Raw genomic sequence first — 23,581 nt, 5'->3', positions numbered from 1 at the left:
GATAGCGGTTAGAATTTAATTATGAAAGATTATTTTTGATAATTTGTGAGCGAGATCACAATTTATTTTCTCATAAAAAATCAAAGAAAAAATGACCGCGCTTTTCTTATTTTTATTTTCATACATTAAAATTCAAATGGATTATCGGAATAAATAGCTGAATTCATGATATTTTATGTGAAAAATGAGATCTTCATCACAAAACACTAAAAAAGTGTTTTACAAAATTTTATGATTGTTTATGATTGTACGTGATTAATTTTTTATCATCCCGTCTATATAGAGGAGTTTAATATGAGTAAAGTGAACGAAATTACTCGGGAAAGCTGGATTCTTTCTACCTTTCCGGAATGGGGAACCTGGCTTAATGAAGAAATTGAGCAGGAAGAAGTACCGGCAAACAATGTGGCGATGTGGTGGTTGGGCTGCGTCGGTTTATGGGTGAAAACGCCGGGCGATGCCAATTTGTGTATTGACTTGTGGTGCGGCCGCGGCAAAGCGACGAAAAAAGTGAAAGATATGGTTCGCGGTCACCAAATGGCGAATATGGCGGGGGTGCGGAAATTACAACCGAATCTGCGTAATTCCGTCAGTGTGTTGGACCCTTTCGCCATTAATAATGTGGACGCTATTGTGGCGACGCATTATCACAATGACCATATTGATGTAAACGTCGCGGCTGCGGTGATTCAGAATCCGGCATTAAACCATGTGAAATTTATCGGTCCGCAATATTGCGTAGATATGTGGAAAAAATGGGGGGTACCGGAAGAACGTTGCGTGGTGGTTAAACCCGGCGACAGCGTGAAAATCAAAGATCTCGAACTGGTCGCATTGGATTCTTTCGACCGTACTTGTCTGGTGACATTACCGGCGCGCGGCGCGGAAGATAACGGCGGCGAATTGAACGGCATTTGCCCGAGCGATGAAGAAATGGGACTTAAAGCCGTTAACTACCTGATTAAAACACCGGGCGGCAACGTGTATCATTCCGGCGATTCTCATTATTCCATTTATTATGCGAAACACGGTAAAGATTACGATATTGACGTGGCGTTGGGCAGTTACGGCGAAAACCCGCTGGGTATTCAGGATAAAATGACGTCTATCGATATTCTGCGTATGGCGGAATGTTTGCGGGCTAAAGTGGTGATTCCGGTTCACCATGATATTTGGACGAACTTTACCGCCAGTACCGATGAAATTCTGGCGCTTTATCGCATGCGTAAAGATCGTCTGCAATATCAATTTCATCCGTTTATCTGGGAAGTGGGCGGAAAATACGTGTACCCGCGGGATAAAGATTTAGTGGAATATCATCATCCGCGCGGTTTTGACGACTGTTTCGAGCAAGAACCGAACGTGCCGTTTAAATCCATTCTGTAAGATTGATAATAAAGCCGCTTTTACACGCTTCTTTTACGTGCTAAAGGTGGCTTTTCTTGTTCATTATGATTTAAAATGATTAAAAAATTAGGGAATATAATAATGAACGAAAATTATCGTCACAAGCAGCTGCTTAGTCTATTGGATGAAAAAACGGTCCTTTCGACAACGGAAATTATCCGGCTCTTAGGTGTTTCCCCCGCTACCGCCCGCCGTGACATCAATAAATTGAATTCACTCGGTAAATTAGTGAAAGTCCGGAACGGGGCGGAAAAGATTAGTAAGGGAATTGAACTCGAACAAGCCCGAAACATTCGTAATCTGGAGGAAAAACGCCGGATTGCTCAGGCGGCCAGCCGGCTGTGTCGGGACGGCGAAAGCGTTTTACTGACCTGCGGTTCCACTATGCAAGTGTTAGGCGATTATTTGTGCGGTCGGAAATTGCAGATTATTACCAATTACCTTCCGTTGGCGAATTATCTGATTCAGCATGATCATGACGACGTTGTGATTATCGGCGGACAATACGATAAAAATAAACAGATTATGTTGTCGTTAAATAATCAAAACGAAGCAATTTATGCCGCCAATATTATGTTTACCAGCGGAAAGGGTTTTACGACGGAAGGTCTGTACAAAACGGACATGATTATCGCCAATTCCGAACAACAAATGTCGTCTAAAGCCAATAAATATGTTGTCTTATTAGATAGTTCGAAATTAGGCAAACAAGTGGGAATGTTGTTTAACGAATTGAAGAATATCGACATTCTGATTACGGGAAAAGAAGCGGATTCAGCTATCATAAAGGCATTAAGAGACAAGGGTTTGGAAGTGATTCTGGCTTAATATTTAAACAAATCGGAAGAATAGGAGATGCCGATGAGAAAACATAAATTAGGTATTTATGAAAAAGCGTTACCGAAAGGAATTAGCTGGCAGGATCGCTTGTCTATCGCCAAAGCCTGCGGTTTTGATTTTGTGGAAATTTCAATTGATGAAACCGATGAGCGATTAGCCCGTTTGGACTGGACGCAGGAAGAACGTATCGAATTAGTGTCTGCGATAATTAAAACCGGTGTAACGATTCCTTCCATGTGTTTATCCGGCCACCGCCGTTTTCCGTTTGGCAGCCATGACGAAACAATTCGCCGAAAAGCTTATGAAATTATGGAAAAAGCCATTAAATTAGCGGTGGATTTAGGCATTCGGACAATCCAACTGGCGGGTTACGACGTATATTACGAAGAGCGGGACGAGAGCACATTACAGCGTTTTCAAGAAGGTATGGAATGGGCGACGGCATTAGCCGCCGGCAATGAAGTGACTTTGGCGGTGGAAATCATGGATACCGAATTTATGAGCTCTATCACCCGCTGGAAAAAATGGGACGAGATCATTAAATCGCCGTGGTTTACCGTTTATCCCGACGTGGGTAATTTGTCCGCTTGGAACGATAACGTGGAAGAAGAATTAACCCTCGGCATCGACAAAATTTCCAAAATTCACTTAAAAGACACCTATAAAGTCACGGAAACCTGCAAAGGGCAATTCCGCGACGTACCTTTCGGCGAAGGTTGTGTGGATTTTGTCAATGTATTTCGTATTTTGGATAAATTAAATTATCGCGGTGCATTTTTAATTGAAATGTGGACGGAAAAATCAGACGAGCCGATTGCCGAAATCATCAACGCTCGTCGCTGGATTGAACAGAAAATGAAAGAAGGTGGTTTGCAATGTTAAAAGAGTTAAGAGAACGAGTGCTACAGGCTAATCTTGAGTTGCCGAAACACAAATTAATTACCTTTACCTGGGGTAACGTCAGTGAAATCGATCGCGAAAAAGGCTTGGTCGCTATTAAACCTTCCGGTGTAGATTATGATGTGATGACGGTGGACGACATCGTGATTGTGGATTTAGAGGGCAATCACGTGTGGGGTGATAAGAAACCTTCGTCGGATACGGCGACACATCTGGAACTTTATCGCCAATTTCCTGAAATCGGCGGTATCGTGCATACTCATTCCCGTCATGCTACCGCTTGGGCGCAGGCGGGCGAAGATTTGATCGCATTAGGCACGACTCACGGCGACTATTTCTACGGTGCCATTCCCTGTACCCGTAAAATGACGCCGGAAGAAATTGCCGGCGAATACGAACTGGAAACCGGCAAAGTGATTGTGGAAACTTTCCGCACTCGCAACATTAATCCGCAGGATATTCCGGCGGTATTGGTAAATTCCCACGGTCCGTTCGTATGGGGTAAAGACGGTTTCAACGCGGTACATAATTCGGTAGTGCTGGAAGAGATTGCGTACATGAACGCATTCAGCAAATTAATCCGTCCGAACGTTCAGCCGATGCAACAGGAATTGCTCGATAAACATTACCTGCGCAAACACGGTAAAAATGCTTATTACGGTCAGTAATATATCGATTCAGCTACAGCTAAACATAAAAAAGCGTTGATATTAAATCAACGCTTTTTGAGGAGCAGCATTAAAAATGCTTTCAAAAATGACTGTACTTTTTTAAAGTGCGGTCATTTTTTCTTAAGTTTTACTTTTAACCGACTTGGTTTTCGAACCGCTCATGCAGTTTGTTTGAGATTATTTTTGAACGGGAGCCGTTTGCGGAGCAGGTTGTTGTGTCGGTCTGACGAATCCTTTTTCTTTCATGCAAGCATCTAATTTTGCCTGATCCGGCTTACTCCCCACGGATTGCTGACAGGATTTTAAGGCTTCTTCCACTTGCGGATTAGCGCCCTGTCTCGGTGGCATTTGTTGACCTTGCTGAGGCATCGCCGTTTGATTCATGTCACCTTGAACCATCGCGTCTTGTTCCATCGGACCCTGCATAGGTTCCGGACGATCGTGGTGTGAACATGCCGCTAAAGTCAGTGCTGTCAGTGCAATGCCGAGTAGTTTTTTCATAATAAACCCCTTATTTAAAAATAAAAAAAGCGGATAGGAAATAGTACCTATCCGCTTCTTTAGAGTTTCAGAATGGCGATTAGTTCAGAAAACCGCCGATTCCGTTCTTTAAGCGCTACACATCATAAGTGGTGGAAGCCGTGTTACCGCCGCGACCCGTCCAGTTAGTGTGGAAGAATTCGCCGCGCGGTTTGTCGGTGCGTTCGTAAGTGTGTGCGCCGAAGTAGTCGCGTTGCGCTTGCAATAAATTCGCCGGCACGCGTTCGGAAGTGTAACCGTCTAAGAAAGTAATCGCGCTTGCCATACAAGGCATCGGAATGCCCACTTCGACGGACTTCGCCACCACTTTACGCCAATCCGCCATAGCATTTTCTAAAATGCCTTTGAAATACGGGTCGGAACCTAGGAACACTAAATCCGGGTTCGCTTCATAAGCATCGCGAATGTTGCCTAAAAATGCACTGCGGATGATACAGCCTTCGCGCCATAAAAGAGCGGTCGCGCCGTAGTTGATGTTCCAGTCGAATTGCTCGGATGCTTCACGGATTAACATGAAGCCTTGGGCGTAGGAAATGATTTTGGAGGCGAGCAAGGCTTTGCGTACCGCTTCAATCCACACTTTTTTATCGCCTTCAACCGGCGAAACGGTTTTGTTGAATAATTTTGACGCTTCGACTCGTTGTTGTTTGAATGAAGATACGCAACGGGCGAATACGGATTCGGTAATCAATGTCAACGGAATACCGAAGTCTAGCGCGTTGATCCCCGTCCATTTACCGGTACCTTTTTGCCCGGCGGTGTCTAAGATTTTTTCCACCAGCGGCTGACCGTCCGTATCTTTGTATGCCAAAATATCGGTGGTAATGTCCACCAGATAGCTGTCGAGTTCGGTTGTTTTCCATTGTTTGAAGATTTCATGCATTTCTTCGTAACTTAAACCCAAACCTTCTTTTAAGAATTGGTAAGCTTCGCAGATGAGCTGCATATCGCCGTATTCGATACCGTTATGTACCATTTTCACGAAGTGACCGGCGCCTTCTTTGCCCACCCAATCGCAGCAAGGTTCGCCTTTGTCCGTTTTGGCGGAAATCGCTTGCAAAATAGGTTTCACATAAGGCCAGGCTTCAGGATTACCGCCCGGCATGATGGAAGGTCCGTGACGCGCGCCTTCTTCACCGCCGGAAACGCCGGTGCCGATAAAGCGAACACCTTTTTCCGCCAACGCTTGTGTGCGGCGGTTAGTATCCGGATAATTCGAGTTACCGCCGTCGATAATGATGTCGCCCGCTTCCAAATGCGGTAATAAAGCATCGATAAAATGATCCACCACATCACCGGCACGCACCATTAACATTACTTTGCGCGGTTTTTCCAATTTCGCGGCTAAATCTTCCAGAGAATAAGCACCGATAATGTTTGTGCCTTTCGCCGCACCTTGTAAAAATTCATCCACTTTTGAGGTGGTACGGTTGAACGCCACGACTTTAAAGCCGTTGTCGTTCATATTTAAAATTAAGTTCTGACCCATTACCGCTAAGCCGATAACGCCGATGTCGCCTTTTTCTGACATGTTGATCTCCTGTTTTGGTTAATTTGTTACACGGAAAAAACGCTGAGAATTTTAACCGCACTTTTATTAAGTTAACTGGTAGGGTGGGTTTGCCAGCCCACCGTTGTAAATTTATAGAATAAGGGGTTTTACCGTATTAATAGGGATTCGTTCATCTTCTCCGTATATATTTTGTTCATTTAAGGAATTATAGTGAACTTCTATTGATATTTTATTTTTACTATCTGAAAAAGCGTTAATAAAACTTTCTCTGCATTGTTGGTATTGATGATTATATAAATACAAGATATCTTCAACGCGTTTTTGAATTTGTTCATCATTGATGATCGTATTTATATTTGATTGCCCATAGGTATCTTTCTCATTTATAACCGGTAAATCTGAAGTCCTTTCAGGGATAGTAAAAAAATTTAATATCGCATTTTCCTTAACAGCGCTCTTTTGCAAAGGGGAAAAATCAGCCGTAATATACGCCTTACAATGTTCCGATTTTAATTGATTGACCATAGTTGTTATGGTTTCTCTGTAATTACGCTCTTCAAAAGAGTAACGTTCATTATTTATATAGAGAATAGTTTATATCATGTTTTTTAATTTTATCTCTGTTTTTTTCAGTGGGATTTCCTTTCTATTAATGTTCGATGGAAGTGTGAACTATCAAAATATTATTAAATTTAACCGCACTTTTTTATTGGTGGGCTGGCAAGCCCACCCTGGGGTTTAGCTGCACTTTAATTGGTTTGAACGGTAGGGTGGGCTTGCCAGCCCACCATTGTATTACCCACGATGGCGTGCGTCTCCTGACGCGTGCCTTTGAACTATTTTTTAAGCACGCGTCAGGAGATGCGCGCTATCCCAAAAGCGCTATGCAAAAATTATTTGTTAAAAATCGCCGCTAACTGGTCTTTATCCAATACCACATCCCCATTATCCAATAGTAACGCCGGGATGCCGATGTAACCGTTTTGTTTGACGCTTTCGAAAGCCGGGTGATTGTCACGTAATTTCAAAAACGCTTTTAATCCTGCCGGGTTGCCCACCATATCCACTTTTTCCACGTCCGCATGCAAGCGTTCCAGTTCGGCAAAAAACGGGGCGGTGTCGGGGCACCAAGGGGCGAAATAAACAATGGGTTTCATGGGGTATCCTTATTCTTTTTCCAATACGAAATCCACCGCCATTTCGCTGTGCAATGCGGCGGTATCGAAAAACGGCAGTGCGGAATCCGTTTGATTGATGAGCAAGCCGATTTCGGTACAACCTAGAATAACACCTCTAGCGCCAAGTGCGGTCAATTTTTCGATAGTTTTCAGGTAAAAATCTTTGGATTCGGGTTTTATTACGCCCAGGCAGAGTTCGTCAAAAATAATGCGGTGGATTTCCCGTTGATCTTTTTTGTCGGGAACGATGGCGTTGATCCCCCGTTGCGTTAAACCGTCGCGGTAGAAATTATCGCTCATGGTGAAGGCGGTGCCCAGTAATGCTACGTGAGTTAAACCGCGCGCTTTAATGCGGTTTGCCACCACATCTAAAATATGCAGAAAAGGAACGGAAATGCGATCGGTAATCCGGTTGGCGACTTTGTGCATGGTGTTGGTGGCAAGCAGAATGCCGTCGGCGCCCGCCCGTTCCAGTAATTTCGCCTGTTCGGCGAGAATTTCGCCCGCTTTTTGCCAGTCGCCGGCTTTCTGGCATTGCACGATCTCTTCGAAATCCACACTGGACATCAGCATTTTTGCGCTGCGGTTGCCGCCTAACGCCCGATTGACCGCACGATTGATATTTACGTAGTAGGAAACCGTACTTTCAGGGCTCATTCCGCCTAAAATACCGAGTGTTTTCATGTAAAACTCCTTAATTTCTGACCGCACTTTTGCTGAGATCAATTGTTTATGTTACTGGCAAACATAGCATGTAGTTGATTGGGATCGAAACGCCAGCCTTCGGTGGATTTCTGTAACAGGTTAAAAACCCATTCGGAACAGAACATTTTGCTACGGCTTTGTCTGATCAGCAACTTAGTTCCGATAGCGCCGAAAAAGTCGTATTTCATGCCTTTGGTTTTTTGGTAATAGGCTTTCACGTCTTGTTCGGTTATACCGGTAAGTTCGATGAGATCCCATTTTGCCGGGTCCAATTCCGCCATTTTCTTCATGCGTACGCCACCGTCACGCGGGCTGGAACTGTAGATTTCGAACCATTTTTCCGCGCCCTCCGTTTTTTCTATAGCCAGTTCGCTGTGAGAATATTTTCCTTTAGTGAAAAAGCGGATAATTTTATCCACCCAATTCCCTTTGGCTTTATAGGACGCTAAATAGATTTTATCCATAGGTTCTTCCCGCCCGTGAGGTATATTCTAGTTTAATAGCTTTGCCGCATCCGCATCCAAATACCATTCCGTTATGCCGTTTTTTGCCTGAATGCGAGCGACAGGATATGGCAGTTGTTCCGCCGGGGTAGTTTGGATTTGTTTTAGTATTTCCGCTTTTGCCGCACCGGTAACCAGATAGGTAATGCGTTTTGCCCGTTCGATCAGTTTAGCGGTTTTGGAAATGCGGATTTGTCCGCTTTCCGGGTGTTTGGCGATTACGGCAAGATTCGGATCGTTAAAATCGGTTTGATGCGGGAATAAAGACGCCGTATGGCCGTCGCCGCCCATGCCGAGAATAATCCAGTCAAAAACACCGTCAGGAACGACCGCACTTAATTCCGCTTCAAAGCGTTTCAGTTCCTGTTCCGCCGGTTCTTCGCCGCGAATACGGTGAATATTTTGCGCCGGAATTTGAATGTGATCGAACAGCAGTTTCTGTACTTCGCCGTAGTTGCTTTCGGGATTTGTCGGCGGAACCATTCTGTCGTCGCCCCACCAAAAATGCAGATTTTGCCACCGAACATCGGTGTTAAACGGTGCTTGAGCCAAGGTTTTGAACAAAAGTTTCGGCGTCGAGCCGCCGGAAAGGGAAATATGCACCGGACGGTTTAATTGGCTGTAAAGCACGAATTCCTGTGCGATTTTTTCCACGGCATGTCGGGCGGTCGGGAAGGTAATGTAGTTCATCTTTCTGTCCTTCCCCATACGGGGTCGTATGGGGTTATTAAATCCGAGCCGATTTGCGGCTCTATAAATTTATTCCGACCCCAGCGGGGCCGGGATTATTGAACCCGGTACGGGTCATACCAGGTAAGGTTTACGCTTTTTTCTTCATGGAGCCCGAAGGTCTGCGCCATACGCGTCCTTCACGGGCGATAAGTTTATCCGCTTCCACCGGTCCCCAGGTGCCGGCTTCATATTCGTAAACGCGACCTTGGTTTTCCTTGTAATCCAAAATCGGCTGCACGAATTTCCAGCAGGCGTGAACGGCGTCGGTACGGGCGAATAATGTGGCGTCGCCTTTCATGGCGTCAAGCAGTAAACGTTCGTAGGCGGTTAATAAATTAGCGGAAGAACTGATATCCGCATAACGGAAATCCATGGATACTTCTTTAGCCTCGAAGCCGGCTCCCGGTTTTTTCAAACCGAAGAACATGGAAATGCCTTCGTCCGGTTGGATACGGATGATTAATTTGTTATCCGGCGCATTTTGGCTGAATACCGGGTGCGGCGTGGTTTTGAAATGAATGACGATTTCCGTCACCCGGGTCGGCAGGCGTTTACCGGTGCGCACGTAAAACGGCACGCCGGCCCAGCGCCAGTTATCGATTTGGCAGCGCAACGCCATGTAGGTTTCGGTGCCGGAATCGGACGGCACGCCCGCTTCCTCCAGATAACCCTTCACCGGTTTATCGTCAACGGTGGAGGCCGTGTATTGCCCTAATACCAGATTGTGTTTGAGATCTTCCGTGGTCAACGGATGCAGACAATAGAGCACTTTGGCGGTTTCGTCACGCATGGAATCGGCGTTAATAATCGCCGGCGGTTCCATGGCAACCATTGCCAATACTTGCAATAAGTGGTTTTGGAACATATCCCGCATTGCACCGGAACCGTCATAATAGCCGCCCCGTTGTTCTACGCCGATCTCTTCCGCGCCGGTGATTTCTACGTAATCGATGAAGTTACGGTTCCAAAGCGGTTCGAACAGGCCGTTGGAGAATCGCAGCACCAACAGATTTTGCACGGTTTCTTTGCCCAAATAATGGTCGATACGGTAAATCTGGTGTTCCTCGAAGAAACGGTGAATCTGAATATCCAGTGCTTTGGCGGTTTTAATATCGTAACCGAACGGTTTTTCCACGATAATCCGTTTCCAGCCGAATTCTTCCGTATTTAAGCCGTGAGCCGCCAGGCATTCCGGAATAACGCCGTACAGGCTCGGCGGAGTGGATAGATAATAAAGCGTATTGCCGCAGGTTTGGTATTTGTCGTGTAATTCATCCAAACGAGGCAGTAACTTTACGTAATCCGCCGAATCGGAGGTGTTTACCGCCTGGTAATACAGATGAGAACAGAATTTATCCAGCGTTTCGCCTTCGGCATTTTCTTGGGTAATCAGGGCGGTTCGCATTTTTTCACGGAAAATGTCATCCGTCATTTCTGTGCGGGCCACTCCCAGCACGGAGAAGTTTTCTTCCAACCGTCCGATTTTGTAAAGATTATAGAGTGCGGGAATTAATTTACGGTGCGTCAGATCCCCTGATGCGCCGAAAATCACGATACAATTATTTTCTGCTTTCATTTTTATCCTAATCCTTATCTGGAAAATAGTCGGTTAATAATGCCTGAATTCCGCTAAAAAATCTAATAGCTAAGGCAAATTAAATTGAAAGACGTTTTTCCAGTTTACCGAGGCATCGGCAGTGATGACGAAATCAGGATTGACAAAGGTTTCCCGTTGATTATAGGTGAGCGGTTGATAGTGCTCGTCCAGCGCGTTACCGCCCAGCTCTTCCAGTAACAGTTCGCCGGCGGCGGTGTCCCATTCGCCGGTTCTGCCGAGGCGGATATAGCAATCCGCTAAGCCGTCCGCCACCATCGTACATTTCAAGCCGCTTGAACCGTGAACCACAAATTCCGCCCGAATATTATCGTTTAAAATCGACCGCACTTTAGTAATGGCGGATTCGGAACCGATGGCGATTTTAAGCGGTTTGTTCAGATCCAGGCGACGTGCTTGCAATTGTTTGCGGCATCCCTGTTGCAAACGAAAGGCGCCGTAATTTTTCATGGCGTAATGGGTGAGTTCCGTTATCGGTGCGTAAATTACGCCGAGGGTCGGACGGTTGTGCTGGATCAGCGCAATCAGAATGGCGAATTGTCCGGTGTGATTGATGAAATGTTTGGTACCGTCCAAAGGGTCAATTAACCAATATTCCCGCCATGTTGACCGCACTTCCAACGGCATTTCGCAGTTTTCCTCGGAAAGCACGGGAATTTCGGGCGTAAGTGCGGTCAGTTTTTCCGTTAGAAACCGGCTGACAAACAAGTCCGCTTCGGTAACGGGCGTATTGTCGGATTTGGTGTGAACGTAGACGGAGCGGGTATAAAAACGCTTTAAATGTTCACCCGCCTGATGTGAAATAGCGATAACGGCTTGAAGTAAGTCTGGCGTGCATTGCATAGAAATTTCCGGAAGATTGGCGTGGTTTCATCTTATCAAAAAGTGGATGAAGTGCAAGGCTTGACGCGATTGTCGGGGTGATCTATCTTAAAACGAACAATACCAAAAAGGAGAAACAATATGGCGATTTTAGTGACAGGCGCGTCGGCGGGATTCGGTAAATCTACCTGTCGGACCTTTGTTAAGGCGGGATATTCGGTTATCGGCGCCGCTCGTCGGTTAGAAAAATTAGACGAACTGAAAGCGGAACTGGGTGATAAGTTTTACCCGTTGCAAATGGATGTGTCGGATCCGGCAAAAGTGGATGCGGCGTTGGCAAGCTTGCCGGCGGAATGGTCGGAAATCGATTTATTGGTGAATAACGCCGGATTGGCGTTAGGATTGGAACCGGCGTATGAAGTGAATTTCAACGATTGGCTTACCATGATTCAGACCAACATCGTGGGATTGACTTATCTCACCCGTCAGATTTTGCCGAATATGGTGCAACGCAACAAAGGGCACATCATTAATTTAGGGTCTATCGCGGGTAATTATCCGTATCCGGGCGGTAACGTATACGGCGCAACAAAAGCCTTTGTCAAACAATTCAGCCTGAATTTGCGCGCCGATTTGGCCGGTACGGCGGTTCGTGTCACCAATGTGGAACCGGGACTGTGCGGCGGCACGGAATTTTCCAACGTGCGCTTTAAGGGCGACGACCAAAAAGCCGCCAGTCTGTACGAGGGCGCGCATTCGATTCAGCCGGAAGATATTGCCAACGCCATTTTATGGATTTACCAACAACCGCCGCATGTGAATATCAATCGAATTGAAATCATGCCGGTAACCCAGACTTTCGCGGGGTTAAAAGTAACGAAAGATTAACGGGGTGGTATAACAGCGGAAAGTGCGGTCAAAAAAACGCAAGATTTTATGACCGCACTTTTTTATGAACGTCCGTCAAATAATCCCGCAGGGCATACAACGCCACTAAATTACGCGCTTCGCAAAAATCCGCGTCGCGGATTAATTCGTCGATTCTTGCCAAGGGAAAGCGAACCAGCTGCAACGGTTCCGGTTCGTCGCCCGCCAGTTTGGACGGATAAAAATCCCAAGCCAGCAGAATATGCATGGGGTTATTCATGTAACTTGGATTGGAATTCACCGTGCGCAAATGTCGGAATTTTCGCGCCCCTAAACCGATTTCTTCCTGCATTTCACGGTTTGCACTTTGTTCCGGCGTTTCGTCTTTTTCCATTAATCCTTTAGTGAATCCTAACTCGTAACGTTCCGTTCCCACCGCATATTCGCGCACCATTAGAATATCATCGCCGTCAATCGGCACCACCATCACCGCCGCACGACTTGCCGGCGTGAAGCGTTCGTAAGTACGCAATTCGCCGTTGCTGAATTTTAAATCCACCGCCTGAATTTCAAAAATACGGCTTTTGGCGGAAACGGACACCGCCAGAATTTCGGGTAACTGCTGAGTCATTTCCTGTTCTCTAAATTGACAAAATACGGAATAACGATACCATAAGCCTGATTCAGCGTTAAGGAAAAATTATGGCTAAAAATACGCAGAAAAAAGTGCAAAACGAAAACGACGATGTCCGTTTGGATAAATGGTTGTGGGCGGCGCGATTTTACAAAACCCGAACCATTTGCAAAGAAATGATCGACGGCGGTAAAGTGCATTACAACGGACAACGTACCAAACCGAACAAAACGGTGGAAATCGGCGCAAAAATTAAATTGCGCCAAGGCAACGACGAAAAAGAAGTAGAAGTGACCGCACTTTCCGCCCGGCGTCGAGGCGCGCCGGAAGCGCGGTTATTGTACCGTGAGACCGAGCAAAGCTTAGAGAACCGCGAAAAAATGGCACTAGCCCGCAAAATGAACGCCATGCCGCACCCGGACCGACGCCCGAACAAAAAAGAACGCCGGGATTTGATGCGCTTTAAACATCAGGGATAAACGTCCTGCTTCTTTTCTCTTTACTTCCTTTCTTTGACGAGGCAAAAAAAGTAAGATAAAGCTCCAGGTAAAGTAAACGGGATTAAAAAATTAATTTAGGAACAGAAAAGCAAATGACATATCAACAAGACAACGACAAACTCTATCGTTACCTCTTCCAAAACCGAGCTGTACGCGGCGAATGGGTGCGGATGAATAAAAGTTTCAGCGAAACGCTTAACACCCACCATTACCCGATTGCAGTGCAGAATTTGCTGGGTGAGATGATGGTGGCGACCGGTTTATTGACGGCGACCTTAAAATTTACCGGCCATATCACCGTCCAGATTCAGGGCGACGGTCCGTTGAAACTGGCGTTGGTGAACGGTACGGATAGCCAGCAAATCCGAGCTTTAGCCCGGCTGCAAGGTGAAATCAGCGATGATATGACGCTGCACCAAATGATTGGCAAAGGCGTATTAGTGATTACCATTGCACCGGAAGAGGGCGAACGTTATCAAGGCGTGGTGACGCTGGACAAACCGACTATTACGGAATGTCTGGAGGAATATTTCGAACGTTCGGAACAACTGAAAACCCAATTAATTATCCGCACGGGCGAGTTTAACGGCGAACCGGTGGCGGCGGGGATGCTGCTGCAGGTTATGCCGGACGGTTCGGGTTCGCCGGATGATTTCGAGCACCTTGCCGCATTAACCGCAACGGTAAAAGACGACGAAATTTTCGGACTGACGGCGGAGGAAATGTTATACCGTCTGTATCACGAAGAGCAGGTGGAAATTTACGCGCCGCAAGCCGTTACTTTCCATTGCGGTTGTTCGGCGGAACGTTCCGGTGCGGCGTTACTGTTGATTTCCGATGCGGAACTGGATGAGATCCTGGCGGAACATAACGGCAGTATCGATATGCAGTGCGAGTGTTGCGGTACCCATTATTTCTTTAATCGGGACGCTATCGATAAATTGAAAATGCAGCAATAGAGGAAACACGGTTTGTTTGAGTGAAAACAGCCGTGTTTTTTCATTTACCGCCATAAAAATTTGAAACGGATCACAAATCATGAAAAAAATACGTTCAAATTAGAACTAATTATCGAAAATTTGATCTAGTTAACATTTTTTAGGTATAAATAGTTTTAAAATAGATCTAGTTTGGATTTTTAATTTTAAATTATCAATGAGGTGAAGTATGACTGACTTAAACAAACTCGTTAAAGAACTTAATGACTTAGGGCTTACCGATGTTAAGGAAATTGTGTATAACCCGAGTTATGAACAACTTTTCGAGGAAGAAACCAAACCGGGTTTGGAGGGTTTCGATAAAGGGACGTTAACCACGCTTGGCGCGGTTGCCGTCGATACGGGGATTTTTACCGGTCGTTCACCGAAAGATAAATATATCGTTTGCGATGAAACTACGAAAGACACCGTTTGGTGGAACAGCGAAGCGGCGAAAAACGATAACAAACCGATGACGCAAGAAACTTGGAAAAGTTTGAGAGAATTAGTGGCGAAACAACTTTCCGGTAAACGTTTATTCGTGGTAGAAGGTTACTGCGGCGCCAGTGAAAAACACCGTATCGGTGTGCGTATGGTTACTGAAGTGGCATGGCAGGCGCATTTTGTGAAAAACATGTTTATCCGACCGACCGATGAAGAGTTGAAAAATTTCAAAGCGGATTTTACCGTGTTAAACGGTGCTAAATGTACTAATCCGAACTGGAAAGAACAAGGTTTGAACAGTGAAAACTTTGTCGCTTTCAATATTACCGAAGGTATTCAGCTTATCGGCGGTACTTGGTACGGCGGTGAAATGAAAAAAGGTATGTTCTCAATGATGAACTACTTCCTGCCGTTAAAAGGTGTGGCTTCCATGCACTGTTCCGCCAACGTAGGTAAAGACGGTGACGTGGCTATTTTCTTCGGTTTATCCGGTACGGGTAAAACAACGCTTTCGACCGATCCTAAACGCCAATTAATCGGTGATGACGAACACGGTTGGGATGAATCCGGCGTATTTAACTTTGAAGGCGGTTGTTACGCGAAAACCATTAACTTATCTCAAGAAAACGAACCGGATATTTACGGCGCAATCCGTCGTGACGCATTATTAGAAAACGTCGTGGTTCGTGCAGACGGTTCCGTTGACTTTGACGACGGTTCAAAAACAGAAAATACCCGTGTTTCATATCCGATTTACCACATCGACAACATCGTTCGTCCGGTATCGAAAGCCGGTCATGCAACCAAAGTGATTTTCTTAACCGCGGACGCATTCGGCGTATTGCCGCCGGTTTCAAAACTGACTCCGGAACAAACCGAATACTACTTCTTATCCGGCTTTACTGCAAAATTAGCGGGTACGGAACGCGGCGTAACCGAACCGACTCCGACATTCTCGGCCTGTTTCGGTGCGGCATTCTTAAGCCTGCATCCGATTCAATATGCGGACGTGTTGGTCGAACGCATGAAAGCCTCCGGTGCGGAAGCTTATTTGGTGAACACCGGTTGGAACGGCACGGGTAAACGTATTTCAATCAAAGATACCCGCGGTATTATCGATGCGATTTTGGACGGTTCAATCGAAAAAGCGGAAATGGGCGAATTGCCAATCTTTAATTTAGCGATTCCTAAAGCATTACCGGGTGTTGATCCTGCTATTTTGGATCCGCGCGATACTTACGCAGACAAAGCGCAATGGCAAGTTAAAGCGGAAGATTTGGCAAACCGTTTCGTGAAAAACTTTGTGAAATATACGGCGAATCCGGAAGCGGCTAAATTAGTTGGCGCCGGTCCAAAAGCATAAAACTGTAAAAGCATAGTATGTGCATGATTCGGTAAACTACCGAATAAAATCTGAAAAATAAAGGCTGAGTATTTCCACTCAGCCTTTTGTTTTGGAAATTAGAAGTTGTTTAGAAAGATAAACGGCGCGGCTTATTCGTCCGTATTATTTGGGGACATAAAAAACCCGTTGATAAACAACGGGTTTGTCATCTTAACAGGTTATTAGGCCGCCGGCACAAATCCTACTGCGTCATAAACCGCCTTCAAAGTTTTTTGCGCACGAACTTTAGCTTTCTGTGCGCCTTCCGCCGCAATGCGGGTTAATAAGGCTTCGTCATTACGGTAATGATGGAAACGTTCCTGAAGTGCGGTCAACATTTTTACCGTTTCTTCCGCCACTGCGCTTTTTAAGTGGCCGTACATTTTACCTTCAAATTCTTTTTCCAGTTCGGAAATGGATTTTTCGCTCATCACCGCAAGCATTTCTAACAGGTTGGAGACGCCGGCTTTATTTTGTACGTCATAACGAACGACAGGCGGTTCGTCACCGTCGGTTAATGCCCGTTTGATTTTTTTCTCCACGGATTTCGGATCTTCCAGTAAAGTAATCACGTTATTACGATTATCATCGGATTTCGACATTTTCTTCGTCGGTTCCTGCAATGCCATAATACGGGCACCGGCTTTAGGAATAAAGGCTTCCGGCACCACAAAACGCTCGCCGTATAATGCGTTGAAACGTTGGGCAATATCGCGGGAAATTTCAAGATGCTGGCGTTGGTCTTCCCCTACCGGCACTTGATTAGCCTGATACAGTAAAATATCCGCCGCCATCAGCACCGGATACGTGAATAAACCTACATTGATGTTGTCCGCGTGTTTCGCCGATTTATCTTTAAACTGAGTCATACGCCCCATTTCACCGAAATAGGTGTAACAATTCAGAACCCAGGCGAGTTGAGTGTGTTCCGGCACATGGGATTGAATGAAAATGGTACTTTTCTCCGGATCGATACCGCAGGCCAAATATAACGCCAGAACGTCCAATGTAGCTTTGCGCAGGGTTTCCGGATCCTGACGCACGGTGATGGCATGTAAATCCACAATACAGAACAGGCATTCGTAATCATCCTGCATGTTCACCCATTGACGCAGGGCGCCGAGATAGTTACCGATGGTTAATTCGCCTGACGGCTGTACACCGCTTAATACAACTGGTTTTGTCATTTTTATTCCTTAGTTTAAAAACTGGTAAAATTCCGACCGCACTTTACACGATATTCAGAATTTCTGCAAAATCGTCCAATACCCAATCCGGTTTGCTTTCCGCGATGGGAATGTTGTAGTTATAGCCGTAAGTTAAGCCGACGGCAGGGCAGCCTGCTGCGCGAGCGGCGAGAATATCGTTGCGGGAATCGCCCACAAACAGAACCTGATGCGGGTAGAAACCGAATTTTCCGCATAAATAGTAAAGCGGAGCGGGATGCGGTTTAATTGCCGGCAAGGATTGACCGCCTAAGGCTTCGCTGAAAAAATGATCGATGCCGAAGGCTTTCAACACCGGTTGAACGTGCTGAGTCGGTTTATTGGTGACGACGGCAAGTATAAATCCCCGGGCTTTCAGTTTGTCCAGCGTTTCCTTGACGTTCGGAAATAAACGGCTCACGTTACACAGATTTTCACCGTAGAAGTGATTAAAACGCGCTTTAAGTTGCACGGTTTCCTCTTCGCTGAGGGTTGTACCGGATTGCACGCTTGCCCATTCTACCCCGCGACTGATCAACACATCGGCACCGTTGCCGATCCAGGTTAATACCAAGGGTTCCGGTGCTTGCGGTAAACCGAATTCCGCTAATGCCGAATTGACGGATAAAGCAAGATCGGGCAGGCTGTTGACCAGCGTGCCGTCCAAATCGAAGCCGATTAATTTAAATTGAGAGGCCATTTTTCTTCCTATTTTTGTACTTTTGCTAATTCCGCCCGCATATCGTCGATGACTTTTTGGTAGTCCGGCGCATCGAAAATCGCCGAACCCGCCACGAACATATCGGCACCGGCGGCGGCGATTTGTGCGATGTTGTCGATTTTTACACCGCCGTCCACTTCTAAACGAATGTCGAAACCGCTGTCATCGATACGCTGACGCACTTGACGCAGTTTGTCGAGCGTCGCCGGAATAAAGGATTGTCCGCCGAATCCCGGGTTGACCGACATTAACAAAATCATATCCAGTTTATCCATGACGAAATCCAGATAATTCAACGGCGTGGCGGGATTAAATACCAGTCCCGCTCGGCAACCTTGATCGCGAATCAGCTGTAAGGTGCGATCGATATGCAGACTGGCTTCGCCGTGAAAGGTGATGGAAGTGGCGCCCGCTTTGGCGAAATCCACCACCAGCGAATCCACCGGCGTTGCCATTAAATGCACGTCGATGGGCGCGGTAATGCCGTATTCGCGCAGGGCTTTGCATACCGGTGCGCCGAACGTCAGGTTCGGCACGTAATGATTGTCCATCACATCGAAATGAATCAAATCCGCACCGCACTTCAGCACGTTTTCCACATCTTCGCCCAGACGCGCCAAATCGGCGGAAAGAATCGAAGGTGCAATTAAATAAGGTTTCATAGTTGCTCCCCTTTGGGTTGACAAAAGTAACCCTAGTGTACTACCGAACGGCTATAAATTTAAAGAGAAAGGCGGTAAAAGTGCGGTATAATTTTGTCGAATTTTTGTAAATCGTGCATGGGGAAAAAGGTGGTGTTTTTTATTCAGGGATTTTTGGTATGCGGCGGATTGATTATCGCCATCGGCGCACAGAATGCTTTTGTGTTGAAGCAGGGATTACTGAAACGCAATATTCTGGCGGTAGTTCTGACCTGCTTTATTTGCGATTTTGTCCTGATTTCTTCGGGTGTCTTGGGCTTGGGCTCGCTCATCAGCGGAAGTCCTGTCGCCACGGTGGCGTTGGCGATCGTGGGAGCGGTATTCCTGTTTGTGTACGGTTTACGCGCATTCCGTTCGGCTTATGCGGGAAATTCCGCATTGAATTTAAATGCCGAAAACAGTGTGCAATCCTCCACGTTGAAAGCAGTGTTGACAACCTTGGCGATTACGCTGCTGAATCCTCATGTCTACCTTGATTGCTTCGCCATTATCGGCGGTATTGCCGGTACTATTCCGGCGGCGCAAAAAACGTTTTTTCTGTTGGGCGCGCTCACGGCTTCGGCGTTATGGTTTTTTAGTCTGGGATACGGCGCACGTTTGTTGATTCCGTTGTTTAAACGTCCCGCCACCTGGCGTGTGTTAGACGGCGTTATCGGCGTGGTAATGTGGAGTATTGCCTATAATTTGGCTTGTTATGCGGTGCGGATTTATGGGGCGTGATAAAAAGTGCGGTCAAAAAACAATGTATTTTTTGACCGCACTTTTTTAGTGTTTAATCGTACTTATATTTTAGATATGCGAACGGATTTCCGTTTTGGCGGCGGCTAAATCGGATTGAGCTGCCGCTTGATCCAAACTGTCGATAAGTTTGTTCAGCTTCCAACTGACATAGTTCACGCCTAATTCCGCGCGACGGTTGTCCGAAGGTTCGCCGTAGTTAAAGGTTTGAGCCAGTGCCGCCGCTTTAGTTTGTTGCGCCAGTTCTTTGGCTTCGGCTGCCAACGCGTTGAATGCGTTCATTTCGGAAGCCTGATTTAACTGCACTAATTTTGAATTTAATTCTGATTTCAACGCATCATAACGGTTGTTTTCCGTTTTTACCGCTTGATGAGATTGATTGGAAATGTCGCGAACAATCCGGCGCTCCATGTGGCTTGCCGCCATAGCTTGTGTGGTGAATGCGGAAGCGATGAATGCGAAAGCTGCGGTTTTAATCATTGAATATTTCATAATCTGTATCCTTAAAATATGTTCGTTAATAATGGTCAAACAAACGACCTGTGTCGTTCGATGGCGCGCATTATAAAGATTTTAATTAATATGATAAGATTGCTAATCTATAATTTACAATTAACAAAAAGTTATTAATACTATGCAAAGTTCAATTTATGGTTATCTCACCTATTTTCATGAAATTGTTAATAAAGGTTCTATTGCGGCGGCGGCCAGAAAGCTGGAAATCGCTCCGCCGGCGGTAAGCAATGCGTTAAAGCTATTAGAACGACATCTGGGCTTGCCGTTGTTTACCCGCACCACTCGCAAAATGGAATTAACGGAAGCGGGACAGCGGTTGTTCGACTCCACGAAAGATATGATTCGCGGACTGGATTTGATGATGGAATCCGTTCGGGATTTAGCGGAAAAACCCGCGGGGGCGGTACGGATTACTACGTCTACTATTTCTTATTTATTGCTTATCCGACCGCATTTCGCCGAATTTTGCGAGCGCTATCCCGATATTCGGCTGGAGATTTCCGTAAATGACGGTATTGTGGATATTGTGAAGGAAGGGTTTGACGTAGGAATTCGTTTCGGTGATCGGCTGGAGCAGAATGTGGTGGCGAAAAAACTGCTCGACCCGATACGACTGGGGTTGTATGCTTCGGAAAGTTATCTCAGCAAATACGGTAAACCGGAATCCTTACAGGATTTAAGCCGTCATAAACTGTTGGGATACCGTTTCGTTACGGCAAACCGCACCTATCCTTTGACGTTAAATCAGAACGGCAGAGAAATTTCGGTGAATATGCCTTATTCCATATTAACCAATAATCTTATTGTAGAACTGGATGCCATACGCCAGGGCATAGCATTGGGAAGGTTATTTGAACCGGTAGTGAACGCTCTGCATGACAGCGAGAAATTTATTCCCGTGCTTGAGGAGAACTGGACGCATTATCCCGCTCTATATCTGTTCTATATGCAACACAGTCAGAAAGCCGGTCGGGTGCGGGTACTGATTGATTTTTTACTGGAAAAATCTCGGCCGAATAAATAAAGTGCGGTCAAAAAAAGCATAGTTTTTCGCATAGCCATCGACTTTATAGCGCCGATTGAGCAAAAATATCCCATAAGGCTTCCACCGTTTCGCTCATTTTCGCCGTCGGACGGTATAAGCGGATTTCAACGGGCAATCGAAAATCGGCGAGTTCCGTCGCCGGCATAATATCACCGTTTTTAATGTCTTGTTCCGCCAGCGTTTCCGGCAGCCATGCCACGCCGTCTCCTGATTTCACCATTGCCAGCAGGGTGGCGGCTAAATCGGAAGTAAATGTTAGCTGCAGATTATTGCCAATTCCGTTAATTGCCTCCGTATTGGCGATAATCCGTCCGATTCCCGATTCGTTACTGAAGGCCAAATAAGGTATTTTTTCCCCGCCGTCAATTTTCCATAAAGGCTGTTGCCCTGCCTGTTCGGTTTTACTGTACGGAATCAGTCGATCAACCCCCAAACGCAGGCTGGAAAAGTTTTCCGGCGCCAAATTGAAGCGCATATACGGATGATAATGACAAAGCAGAAACTGAGATTGCCCCTGCAACAGCGTGCGCTCACACGCCTGCAGAGTATCGGAAATTAAACGAAACGCCCCGAAGCGGGCAATATCGTGGTTGCGCCGTAATAATTCGGGGAAAAATGAAAACGATAAGGAGTGGGTGGCGGCGATAACCACATCGGGACGATGTTTGCCTGCCGTATCAAGCGCTTCGTTTCTGCCGTTATCAATCATTCGCAGAATTTCCGGCACTTTCGCACAGAATATTTCACCCGCAGGCGTCAGCCGCACATCACGTCGATTTCGGGCAAACAGCGGCGTTCCGATCCACTGTTCTAATGATTGAATCCGCCGGCTGAATGCCGATTGCGTGACATAACGCGCCGCCGCAGCCTGTGAAAAATTCAGTTTTTCCGCAAGCGCAAGGCAGTCTTTCAACCATGTCAGTTCTAAATTATGAGAATTTTGCATAACAGCATTCCTGATTAACATTGGACGAAAATTATCACAATCTTTAATATTTCCAACGAAAGTTAAAGAGAAAAGATCAATACAATCTTTTCGAGATTATATTTACAACGCAGTAATTATGCAATTTATGCATAAATCTAATTATCCCTTAGAGGAGGACGCTATGCGTATTACCGATATTCTTGAAATCACCAAACCTATTTCTTCCCCGATCCGAAACGCTTATATCGATTTCAGTCAAATGACCTGCAGTATGGTTGCCGTCGTAACCGACGTAGTAATTGACGGTCGTCGGGTAGTGGGATACGGATTCAATTCAAACGGTCGTTACGGACAAGGCGGGTTAATCCGCGATCGTTTCCGTGATCGCATTCTGAAAGCGGATCCGGACAGCCTGTTAAATGATAAAGGCGACAATCTTGACCCGCACCGTATTTGGGATGTAATGATGAGCAACGAAAAACCGGGCGGACACGGCGAACGTTCCGTGGCGGTGGGTACGCTGGATATGGCGATTTGGGATGCGACGGCAAAAATTGCGCAAAAACCGTTGTTCCAATTATTAGCCGATCGCGAAGGCATCCAAGCTAACCCGCGTATCTTTGTGTATGCCGCCGGCGGTTATTACTATCCGGGCAAAGATTTGAACGCATTGCAGCAGGAAATGCGTGGCTATATCAATCGCGGCTATAACGTGGTGAAAATGAAAATCGGCGGAGCCTCGTTGGAACAAGACCAACGCCGCATTGAAGCGGTGTTACAGGAAATCGACGGCGACGCACGACTTGCCGTAGACGCCAACGGCCGCTTCGATTTGGAAACCGCTATCGCTTACGCCAAAATGCTGCGCCAATATCCGCTGTTTTGGTATGAAGAAGCGGGCGACCCGTTGGATTACGCCTTGCAAGCCGCTTTGGCGGAATTCTATCCGGGTACTATGGCGACCGGTGAGAATTTGTTCTCTCATCACGAGGCTCGTAACTTGTTGCGCTACGGCGGCATGCGGCCGGATCGCGATTATCTGCAATTCGACTGCGCCTTGTCATACGGTTTGGTGGAATATCTCAGAACCCTTAAAGTCGTGAAAGACGCAGGTTGGTCTTGGTCGCGCTGCATTCCTCACGGCGGTCACCAAATGTCTTTGAATATTGCCGCCGGTCTCGGTTTGGGCGGAAACGAAAGCTATCCGGATTTATTCCAGCCGTACGGCGGTTTCCCGGATTCCGTACAGGTGGAAGACGGTCATATCGTCATGCCCGAATTACCGGGCATCGGTTTCGAAGGTAAAGCGGATCTTATCAAAGTCATGCGCGAATTGGCGGAATAACCTTATGTAACAGCCGATAAGCTCGCTGTCGGTTGATATTCGAAGTGCGGTCAAAAAACACGGATTTTTTATGCGTAATCGCCGGTGCGATTACTTATGGCTTCGCCAGCGTCGGCAAAGTCAACGTTCAAAAAGCGTCGCTTTTTGTGA

At 46.3% G+C, this 23,581-nt stretch carries 26 protein-coding genes; 11 read left to right on the top strand and 15 right to left on the bottom strand.

Annotated features, from left to right (window positions below):
• Nucleotides 1-294: 294 nt before the first annotated feature.
• The 4 genes from ulaG to araD all read left to right on the top strand — a co-directional run bounded on the left by ulaG (nt 295) and on the right by araD (nt 3,815).
• Nucleotides 295-1,386, top strand: coding sequence for an L-ascorbate 6-phosphate lactonase (ulaG, locus tag ASUC_RS01245; protein WP_011978893.1), 1,092 nt, complete (start codon nt 295-297; stop codon nt 1,384-1,386).
• A gap of 102 nt (nt 1,387-1,488) precedes the next feature.
• Nucleotides 1,489-2,235, top strand: coding sequence for an HTH-type transcriptional regulator UlaR (gene ulaR, locus ASUC_RS01240; protein WP_011978892.1), 747 nt, complete (start codon nt 1,489-1,491; stop codon nt 2,233-2,235).
• A 33-nt stretch (nt 2,236-2,268) separates the two neighbouring features.
• Nucleotides 2,269-3,129 (top strand): L-ribulose-5-phosphate 3-epimerase, encoded by an 861-nt coding sequence (locus ASUC_RS01235; RefSeq protein ID WP_011978891.1) that lies wholly within the window; start codon nt 2,269-2,271, stop codon nt 3,127-3,129.
• Nucleotides 3,123-3,815: an L-ribulose-5-phosphate 4-epimerase gene (gene araD / locus ASUC_RS01230; RefSeq protein ID WP_011978890.1), complete on the top strand. Its 693-nt coding sequence runs from the start codon at nt 3,123-3,125 to the stop codon at nt 3,813-3,815. Before ASUC_RS01235 ends, araD begins: the two co-directional genes overlap by 7 nt.
• A gap of 180 nt (nt 3,816-3,995) precedes the next feature.
• Here the strand turns inward: araD and ASUC_RS01225 are convergent, their stop codons facing one another.
• The 9 genes from ASUC_RS01225 to cysQ all read right to left on the bottom strand — a co-directional run bounded on the left by ASUC_RS01225 (nt 3,996) and on the right by cysQ (nt 11,447).
• Nucleotides 3,996-4,319, bottom strand: coding sequence for a hypothetical protein (locus ASUC_RS01225; RefSeq protein WP_011978889.1), 324 nt, complete (start codon nt 4,317-4,319; stop codon nt 3,996-3,998).
• Between the two features lie 115 nt (nt 4,320-4,434).
• Nucleotides 4,435-5,889: a decarboxylating NADP(+)-dependent phosphogluconate dehydrogenase gene (gnd, locus tag ASUC_RS01220; RefSeq protein ID WP_011978888.1), complete on the bottom strand. Its 1,455-nt coding sequence runs from the start codon at nt 5,887-5,889 to the stop codon at nt 4,435-4,437.
• Between the two features lie 111 nt (nt 5,890-6,000).
• Nucleotides 6,001-6,396, bottom strand: coding sequence for a hypothetical protein (locus ASUC_RS01215; RefSeq protein ID WP_041834590.1), 396 nt, complete (start codon nt 6,394-6,396; stop codon nt 6,001-6,003).
• Between the two features lie 368 nt (nt 6,397-6,764).
• Nucleotides 6,765-7,028, bottom strand: a complete 264-nt coding sequence (locus ASUC_RS01210; RefSeq protein ID WP_011978887.1) for a hypothetical protein — start codon at nt 7,026-7,028, stop codon at nt 6,765-6,767.
• A 9-nt stretch (nt 7,029-7,037) separates the two neighbouring features.
• Complete coding sequence (locus tag ASUC_RS01205) at nt 7,038-7,733, bottom strand: aspartate/glutamate racemase family protein (RefSeq protein ID WP_011978886.1); 696 nt, start codon at nt 7,731-7,733, stop codon at nt 7,038-7,040.
• A gap of 38 nt (nt 7,734-7,771) precedes the next feature.
• Nucleotides 7,772-8,218 (bottom strand): hypothetical protein, encoded by a 447-nt coding sequence (locus ASUC_RS01200; RefSeq protein WP_011978885.1) that lies wholly within the window; start codon nt 8,216-8,218, stop codon nt 7,772-7,774.
• A 27-nt stretch (nt 8,219-8,245) separates the two neighbouring features.
• On the bottom strand, nt 8,246-8,947 hold the full coding sequence (gene pgl / locus ASUC_RS01195; protein ID WP_011978884.1) for a 6-phosphogluconolactonase: 702 nt from the start codon (nt 8,945-8,947) through the stop codon (nt 8,246-8,248).
• A 130-nt stretch (nt 8,948-9,077) separates the two neighbouring features.
• Nucleotides 9,078-10,565 (bottom strand): glucose-6-phosphate dehydrogenase, encoded by a 1,488-nt coding sequence (zwf, locus tag ASUC_RS01190; RefSeq protein ID WP_011978883.1) that lies wholly within the window; start codon nt 10,563-10,565, stop codon nt 9,078-9,080.
• A 69-nt stretch (nt 10,566-10,634) separates the two neighbouring features.
• Entirely contained in the window at nt 10,635-11,447 is an 813-nt protein-coding gene (gene cysQ, locus ASUC_RS01185; protein ID WP_011978882.1) for a 3'(2'),5'-bisphosphate nucleotidase CysQ, read from the bottom strand.
• Between the two features lie 120 nt (nt 11,448-11,567).
• Between cysQ and ASUC_RS01180 the strand changes: the two genes are divergently transcribed.
• Entirely contained in the window at nt 11,568-12,314 is a 747-nt protein-coding gene (locus ASUC_RS01180; RefSeq protein ID WP_011978881.1) for an SDR family oxidoreductase, read from the top strand.
• Between the two features lie 46 nt (nt 12,315-12,360).
• Here ASUC_RS01180 and nudE read toward each other — a convergent pair whose 3' ends face one another.
• Nucleotides 12,361-12,924 carry an ADP compounds hydrolase NudE gene (nudE, locus tag ASUC_RS01175; RefSeq protein ID WP_011978880.1) on the bottom strand — a complete coding sequence of 188 codons (564 nt, stop codon included), beginning with the start codon at nt 12,922-12,924 and terminating at the stop codon, nt 12,361-12,363.
• Nucleotides 12,925-12,995: 71 nt separating this feature from the next.
• Here nudE and hslR point away from each other — a divergent pair, with 71 nt between their 5' ends.
• The 3 genes from hslR to pckA all read left to right on the top strand — a co-directional run bounded on the left by hslR (nt 12,996) and on the right by pckA (nt 16,211).
• Nucleotides 12,996-13,406: a ribosome-associated heat shock protein Hsp15 gene (gene hslR / locus ASUC_RS01170; protein ID WP_011978879.1), complete on the top strand. Its 411-nt coding sequence runs from the start codon at nt 12,996-12,998 to the stop codon at nt 13,404-13,406.
• Between the two features lie 113 nt (nt 13,407-13,519).
• Nucleotides 13,520-14,386 carry an Hsp33 family molecular chaperone HslO gene (hslO, locus tag ASUC_RS01165; protein WP_011978878.1) on the top strand — a complete coding sequence of 289 codons (867 nt, stop codon included), beginning with the start codon at nt 13,520-13,522 and terminating at the stop codon, nt 14,384-14,386.
• A gap of 208 nt (nt 14,387-14,594) precedes the next feature.
• Nucleotides 14,595-16,211, top strand: a complete 1,617-nt coding sequence (pckA, locus tag ASUC_RS01160) for a phosphoenolpyruvate carboxykinase (ATP) (protein ID WP_011978877.1) — start codon at nt 14,595-14,597, stop codon at nt 16,209-16,211.
• A gap of 203 nt (nt 16,212-16,414) precedes the next feature.
• Here pckA and trpS read toward each other — a convergent pair whose 3' ends face one another.
• From trpS to rpe, 3 genes are read right to left on the bottom strand one after another with little or no spacing between them, the layout of a single operon-like run.
• Entirely contained in the window at nt 16,415-17,419 is a 1,005-nt protein-coding gene (trpS, locus tag ASUC_RS01155; protein WP_011978876.1) for a tryptophan--tRNA ligase, read from the bottom strand.
• 43 nt (nt 17,420-17,462) lie between these two features.
• A complete protein-coding gene (locus ASUC_RS01150) occupies nt 17,463-18,137 on the bottom strand; it encodes a phosphoglycolate phosphatase (RefSeq protein WP_011978875.1) in 675 nt (224 codons plus the stop codon).
• An 8-nt stretch (nt 18,138-18,145) separates the two neighbouring features.
• Nucleotides 18,146-18,820 (bottom strand): ribulose-phosphate 3-epimerase, encoded by a 675-nt coding sequence (gene rpe / locus ASUC_RS01145; protein ID WP_011978874.1) that lies wholly within the window; start codon nt 18,818-18,820, stop codon nt 18,146-18,148.
• A 129-nt stretch (nt 18,821-18,949) separates the two neighbouring features.
• On the opposite strand from rpe, the gene ASUC_RS01140 reads away from it, so the two are divergent.
• Entirely contained in the window at nt 18,950-19,579 is a 630-nt protein-coding gene (locus tag ASUC_RS01140; RefSeq protein WP_099045265.1) for a LysE/ArgO family amino acid transporter, read from the top strand.
• Between the two features lie 69 nt (nt 19,580-19,648).
• On the opposite strand, the gene ASUC_RS01135 is transcribed toward ASUC_RS01140, so the two are convergent.
• Nucleotides 19,649-20,089 (bottom strand): hypothetical protein, encoded by a 441-nt coding sequence (locus ASUC_RS01135; protein WP_011978872.1) that lies wholly within the window; start codon nt 20,087-20,089, stop codon nt 19,649-19,651.
• 142 nt (nt 20,090-20,231) lie between these two features.
• Between ASUC_RS01135 and ASUC_RS01130 the strand changes: the two genes are divergently transcribed.
• Nucleotides 20,232-21,137, top strand: a complete 906-nt coding sequence (locus ASUC_RS01130) for a LysR family transcriptional regulator (protein WP_011978871.1) — start codon at nt 20,232-20,234, stop codon at nt 21,135-21,137.
• 43 nt (nt 21,138-21,180) lie between these two features.
• On the opposite strand, the gene ASUC_RS01125 is transcribed toward ASUC_RS01130, so the two are convergent.
• Nucleotides 21,181-22,104: a LysR family transcriptional regulator gene (locus ASUC_RS01125; protein WP_011978870.1), complete on the bottom strand. Its 924-nt coding sequence runs from the start codon at nt 22,102-22,104 to the stop codon at nt 21,181-21,183.
• Between the two features lie 163 nt (nt 22,105-22,267).
• Between ASUC_RS01125 and ASUC_RS01120 the strand changes: the two genes are divergently transcribed.
• Nucleotides 22,268-23,431 carry a mandelate racemase/muconate lactonizing enzyme family protein gene (locus ASUC_RS01120; RefSeq protein WP_041834589.1) on the top strand — a complete coding sequence of 388 codons (1,164 nt, stop codon included), beginning with the start codon at nt 22,268-22,270 and terminating at the stop codon, nt 23,429-23,431.
• The last annotated feature ends 150 nt before the right edge of the window (nt 23,432-23,581 follow it).

This window comes from Actinobacillus succinogenes 130Z (assembly GCF_000017245.1).
GTDB classification, from domain to species: domain Bacteria; phylum Pseudomonadota; class Gammaproteobacteria; order Enterobacterales; family Pasteurellaceae; genus Exercitatus; species Exercitatus succinogenes.
This window is presented reverse-complemented; position numbering and strand designations above follow the sequence as displayed.

What these genes read in the sequence shown, in the direction of transcription:
- ulaG (WP_011978893.1), top strand. Translation starts at nt 295, where the DNA reads ATGAGTAAAGTGAACGAAATTACTCGGGAAAGCTGGATTCTTTCTACC.
- ulaR (WP_011978892.1), top strand. Translation starts at nt 1,489, where the DNA reads ATGAACGAAAATTATCGTCACAAGCAGCTGCTTAGTCTATTGGATGAA.
- ASUC_RS01235 (WP_011978891.1), top strand. Translation starts at nt 2,269, where the DNA reads ATGAGAAAACATAAATTAGGTATTTATGAAAAAGCGTTACCGAAAGGA.
- araD (WP_011978890.1), top strand. Translation starts at nt 3,123, where the DNA reads ATGTTAAAAGAGTTAAGAGAACGAGTGCTACAGGCTAATCTTGAGTTG.
- ASUC_RS01225 (WP_011978889.1), bottom strand. Translation starts at nt 4,319, where the DNA reads ATGAAAAAACTACTCGGCATTGCACTGACAGCACTGACTTTAGCGGCA.
- gnd (WP_011978888.1), bottom strand. Translation starts at nt 5,889, where the DNA reads ATGTCAGAAAAAGGCGACATCGGCGTTATCGGCTTAGCGGTAATGGGT.
- ASUC_RS01215 (WP_041834590.1), bottom strand. Translation starts at nt 6,396, where the DNA reads ATGGTCAATCAATTAAAATCGGAACATTGTAAGGCGTATATTACGGCT.
- ASUC_RS01210 (WP_011978887.1), bottom strand. Translation starts at nt 7,028, where the DNA reads ATGAAACCCATTGTTTATTTCGCCCCTTGGTGCCCCGACACCGCCCCG.
- ASUC_RS01205 (WP_011978886.1), bottom strand. Translation starts at nt 7,733, where the DNA reads ATGAAAACACTCGGTATTTTAGGCGGAATGAGCCCTGAAAGTACGGTT.
- ASUC_RS01200 (WP_011978885.1), bottom strand. Translation starts at nt 8,218, where the DNA reads ATGGATAAAATCTATTTAGCGTCCTATAAAGCCAAAGGGAATTGGGTG.
- pgl (WP_011978884.1), bottom strand. Translation starts at nt 8,947, where the DNA reads ATGAACTACATTACCTTCCCGACCGCCCGACATGCCGTGGAAAAAATC.
- zwf (WP_011978883.1), bottom strand. Translation starts at nt 10,565, where the DNA reads ATGAAAGCAGAAAATAATTGTATCGTGATTTTCGGCGCATCAGGGGAT.
- cysQ (WP_011978882.1), bottom strand. Translation starts at nt 11,447, where the DNA reads ATGCAATGCACGCCAGACTTACTTCAAGCCGTTATCGCTATTTCACAT.
- ASUC_RS01180 (WP_011978881.1), top strand. Translation starts at nt 11,568, where the DNA reads ATGGCGATTTTAGTGACAGGCGCGTCGGCGGGATTCGGTAAATCTACC.
- nudE (WP_011978880.1), bottom strand. Translation starts at nt 12,924, where the DNA reads ATGACTCAGCAGTTACCCGAAATTCTGGCGGTGTCCGTTTCCGCCAAA.
- hslR (WP_011978879.1), top strand. Translation starts at nt 12,996, where the DNA reads ATGGCTAAAAATACGCAGAAAAAAGTGCAAAACGAAAACGACGATGTC.
- hslO (WP_011978878.1), top strand. Translation starts at nt 13,520, where the DNA reads ATGACATATCAACAAGACAACGACAAACTCTATCGTTACCTCTTCCAA.
- pckA (WP_011978877.1), top strand. Translation starts at nt 14,595, where the DNA reads ATGACTGACTTAAACAAACTCGTTAAAGAACTTAATGACTTAGGGCTT.
- trpS (WP_011978876.1), bottom strand. Translation starts at nt 17,419, where the DNA reads ATGACAAAACCAGTTGTATTAAGCGGTGTACAGCCGTCAGGCGAATTA.
- ASUC_RS01150 (WP_011978875.1), bottom strand. Translation starts at nt 18,137, where the DNA reads ATGGCCTCTCAATTTAAATTAATCGGCTTCGATTTGGACGGCACGCTG.
- rpe (WP_011978874.1), bottom strand. Translation starts at nt 18,820, where the DNA reads ATGAAACCTTATTTAATTGCACCTTCGATTCTTTCCGCCGATTTGGCG.
- ASUC_RS01135 (WP_011978872.1), bottom strand. Translation starts at nt 20,089, where the DNA reads ATGAAATATTCAATGATTAAAACCGCAGCTTTCGCATTCATCGCTTCC.
- ASUC_RS01130 (WP_011978871.1), top strand. Translation starts at nt 20,232, where the DNA reads ATGCAAAGTTCAATTTATGGTTATCTCACCTATTTTCATGAAATTGTT.
- ASUC_RS01125 (WP_011978870.1), bottom strand. Translation starts at nt 22,104, where the DNA reads ATGCAAAATTCTCATAATTTAGAACTGACATGGTTGAAAGACTGCCTT.
- ASUC_RS01120 (WP_041834589.1), top strand. Translation starts at nt 22,268, where the DNA reads ATGCGTATTACCGATATTCTTGAAATCACCAAACCTATTTCTTCCCCG.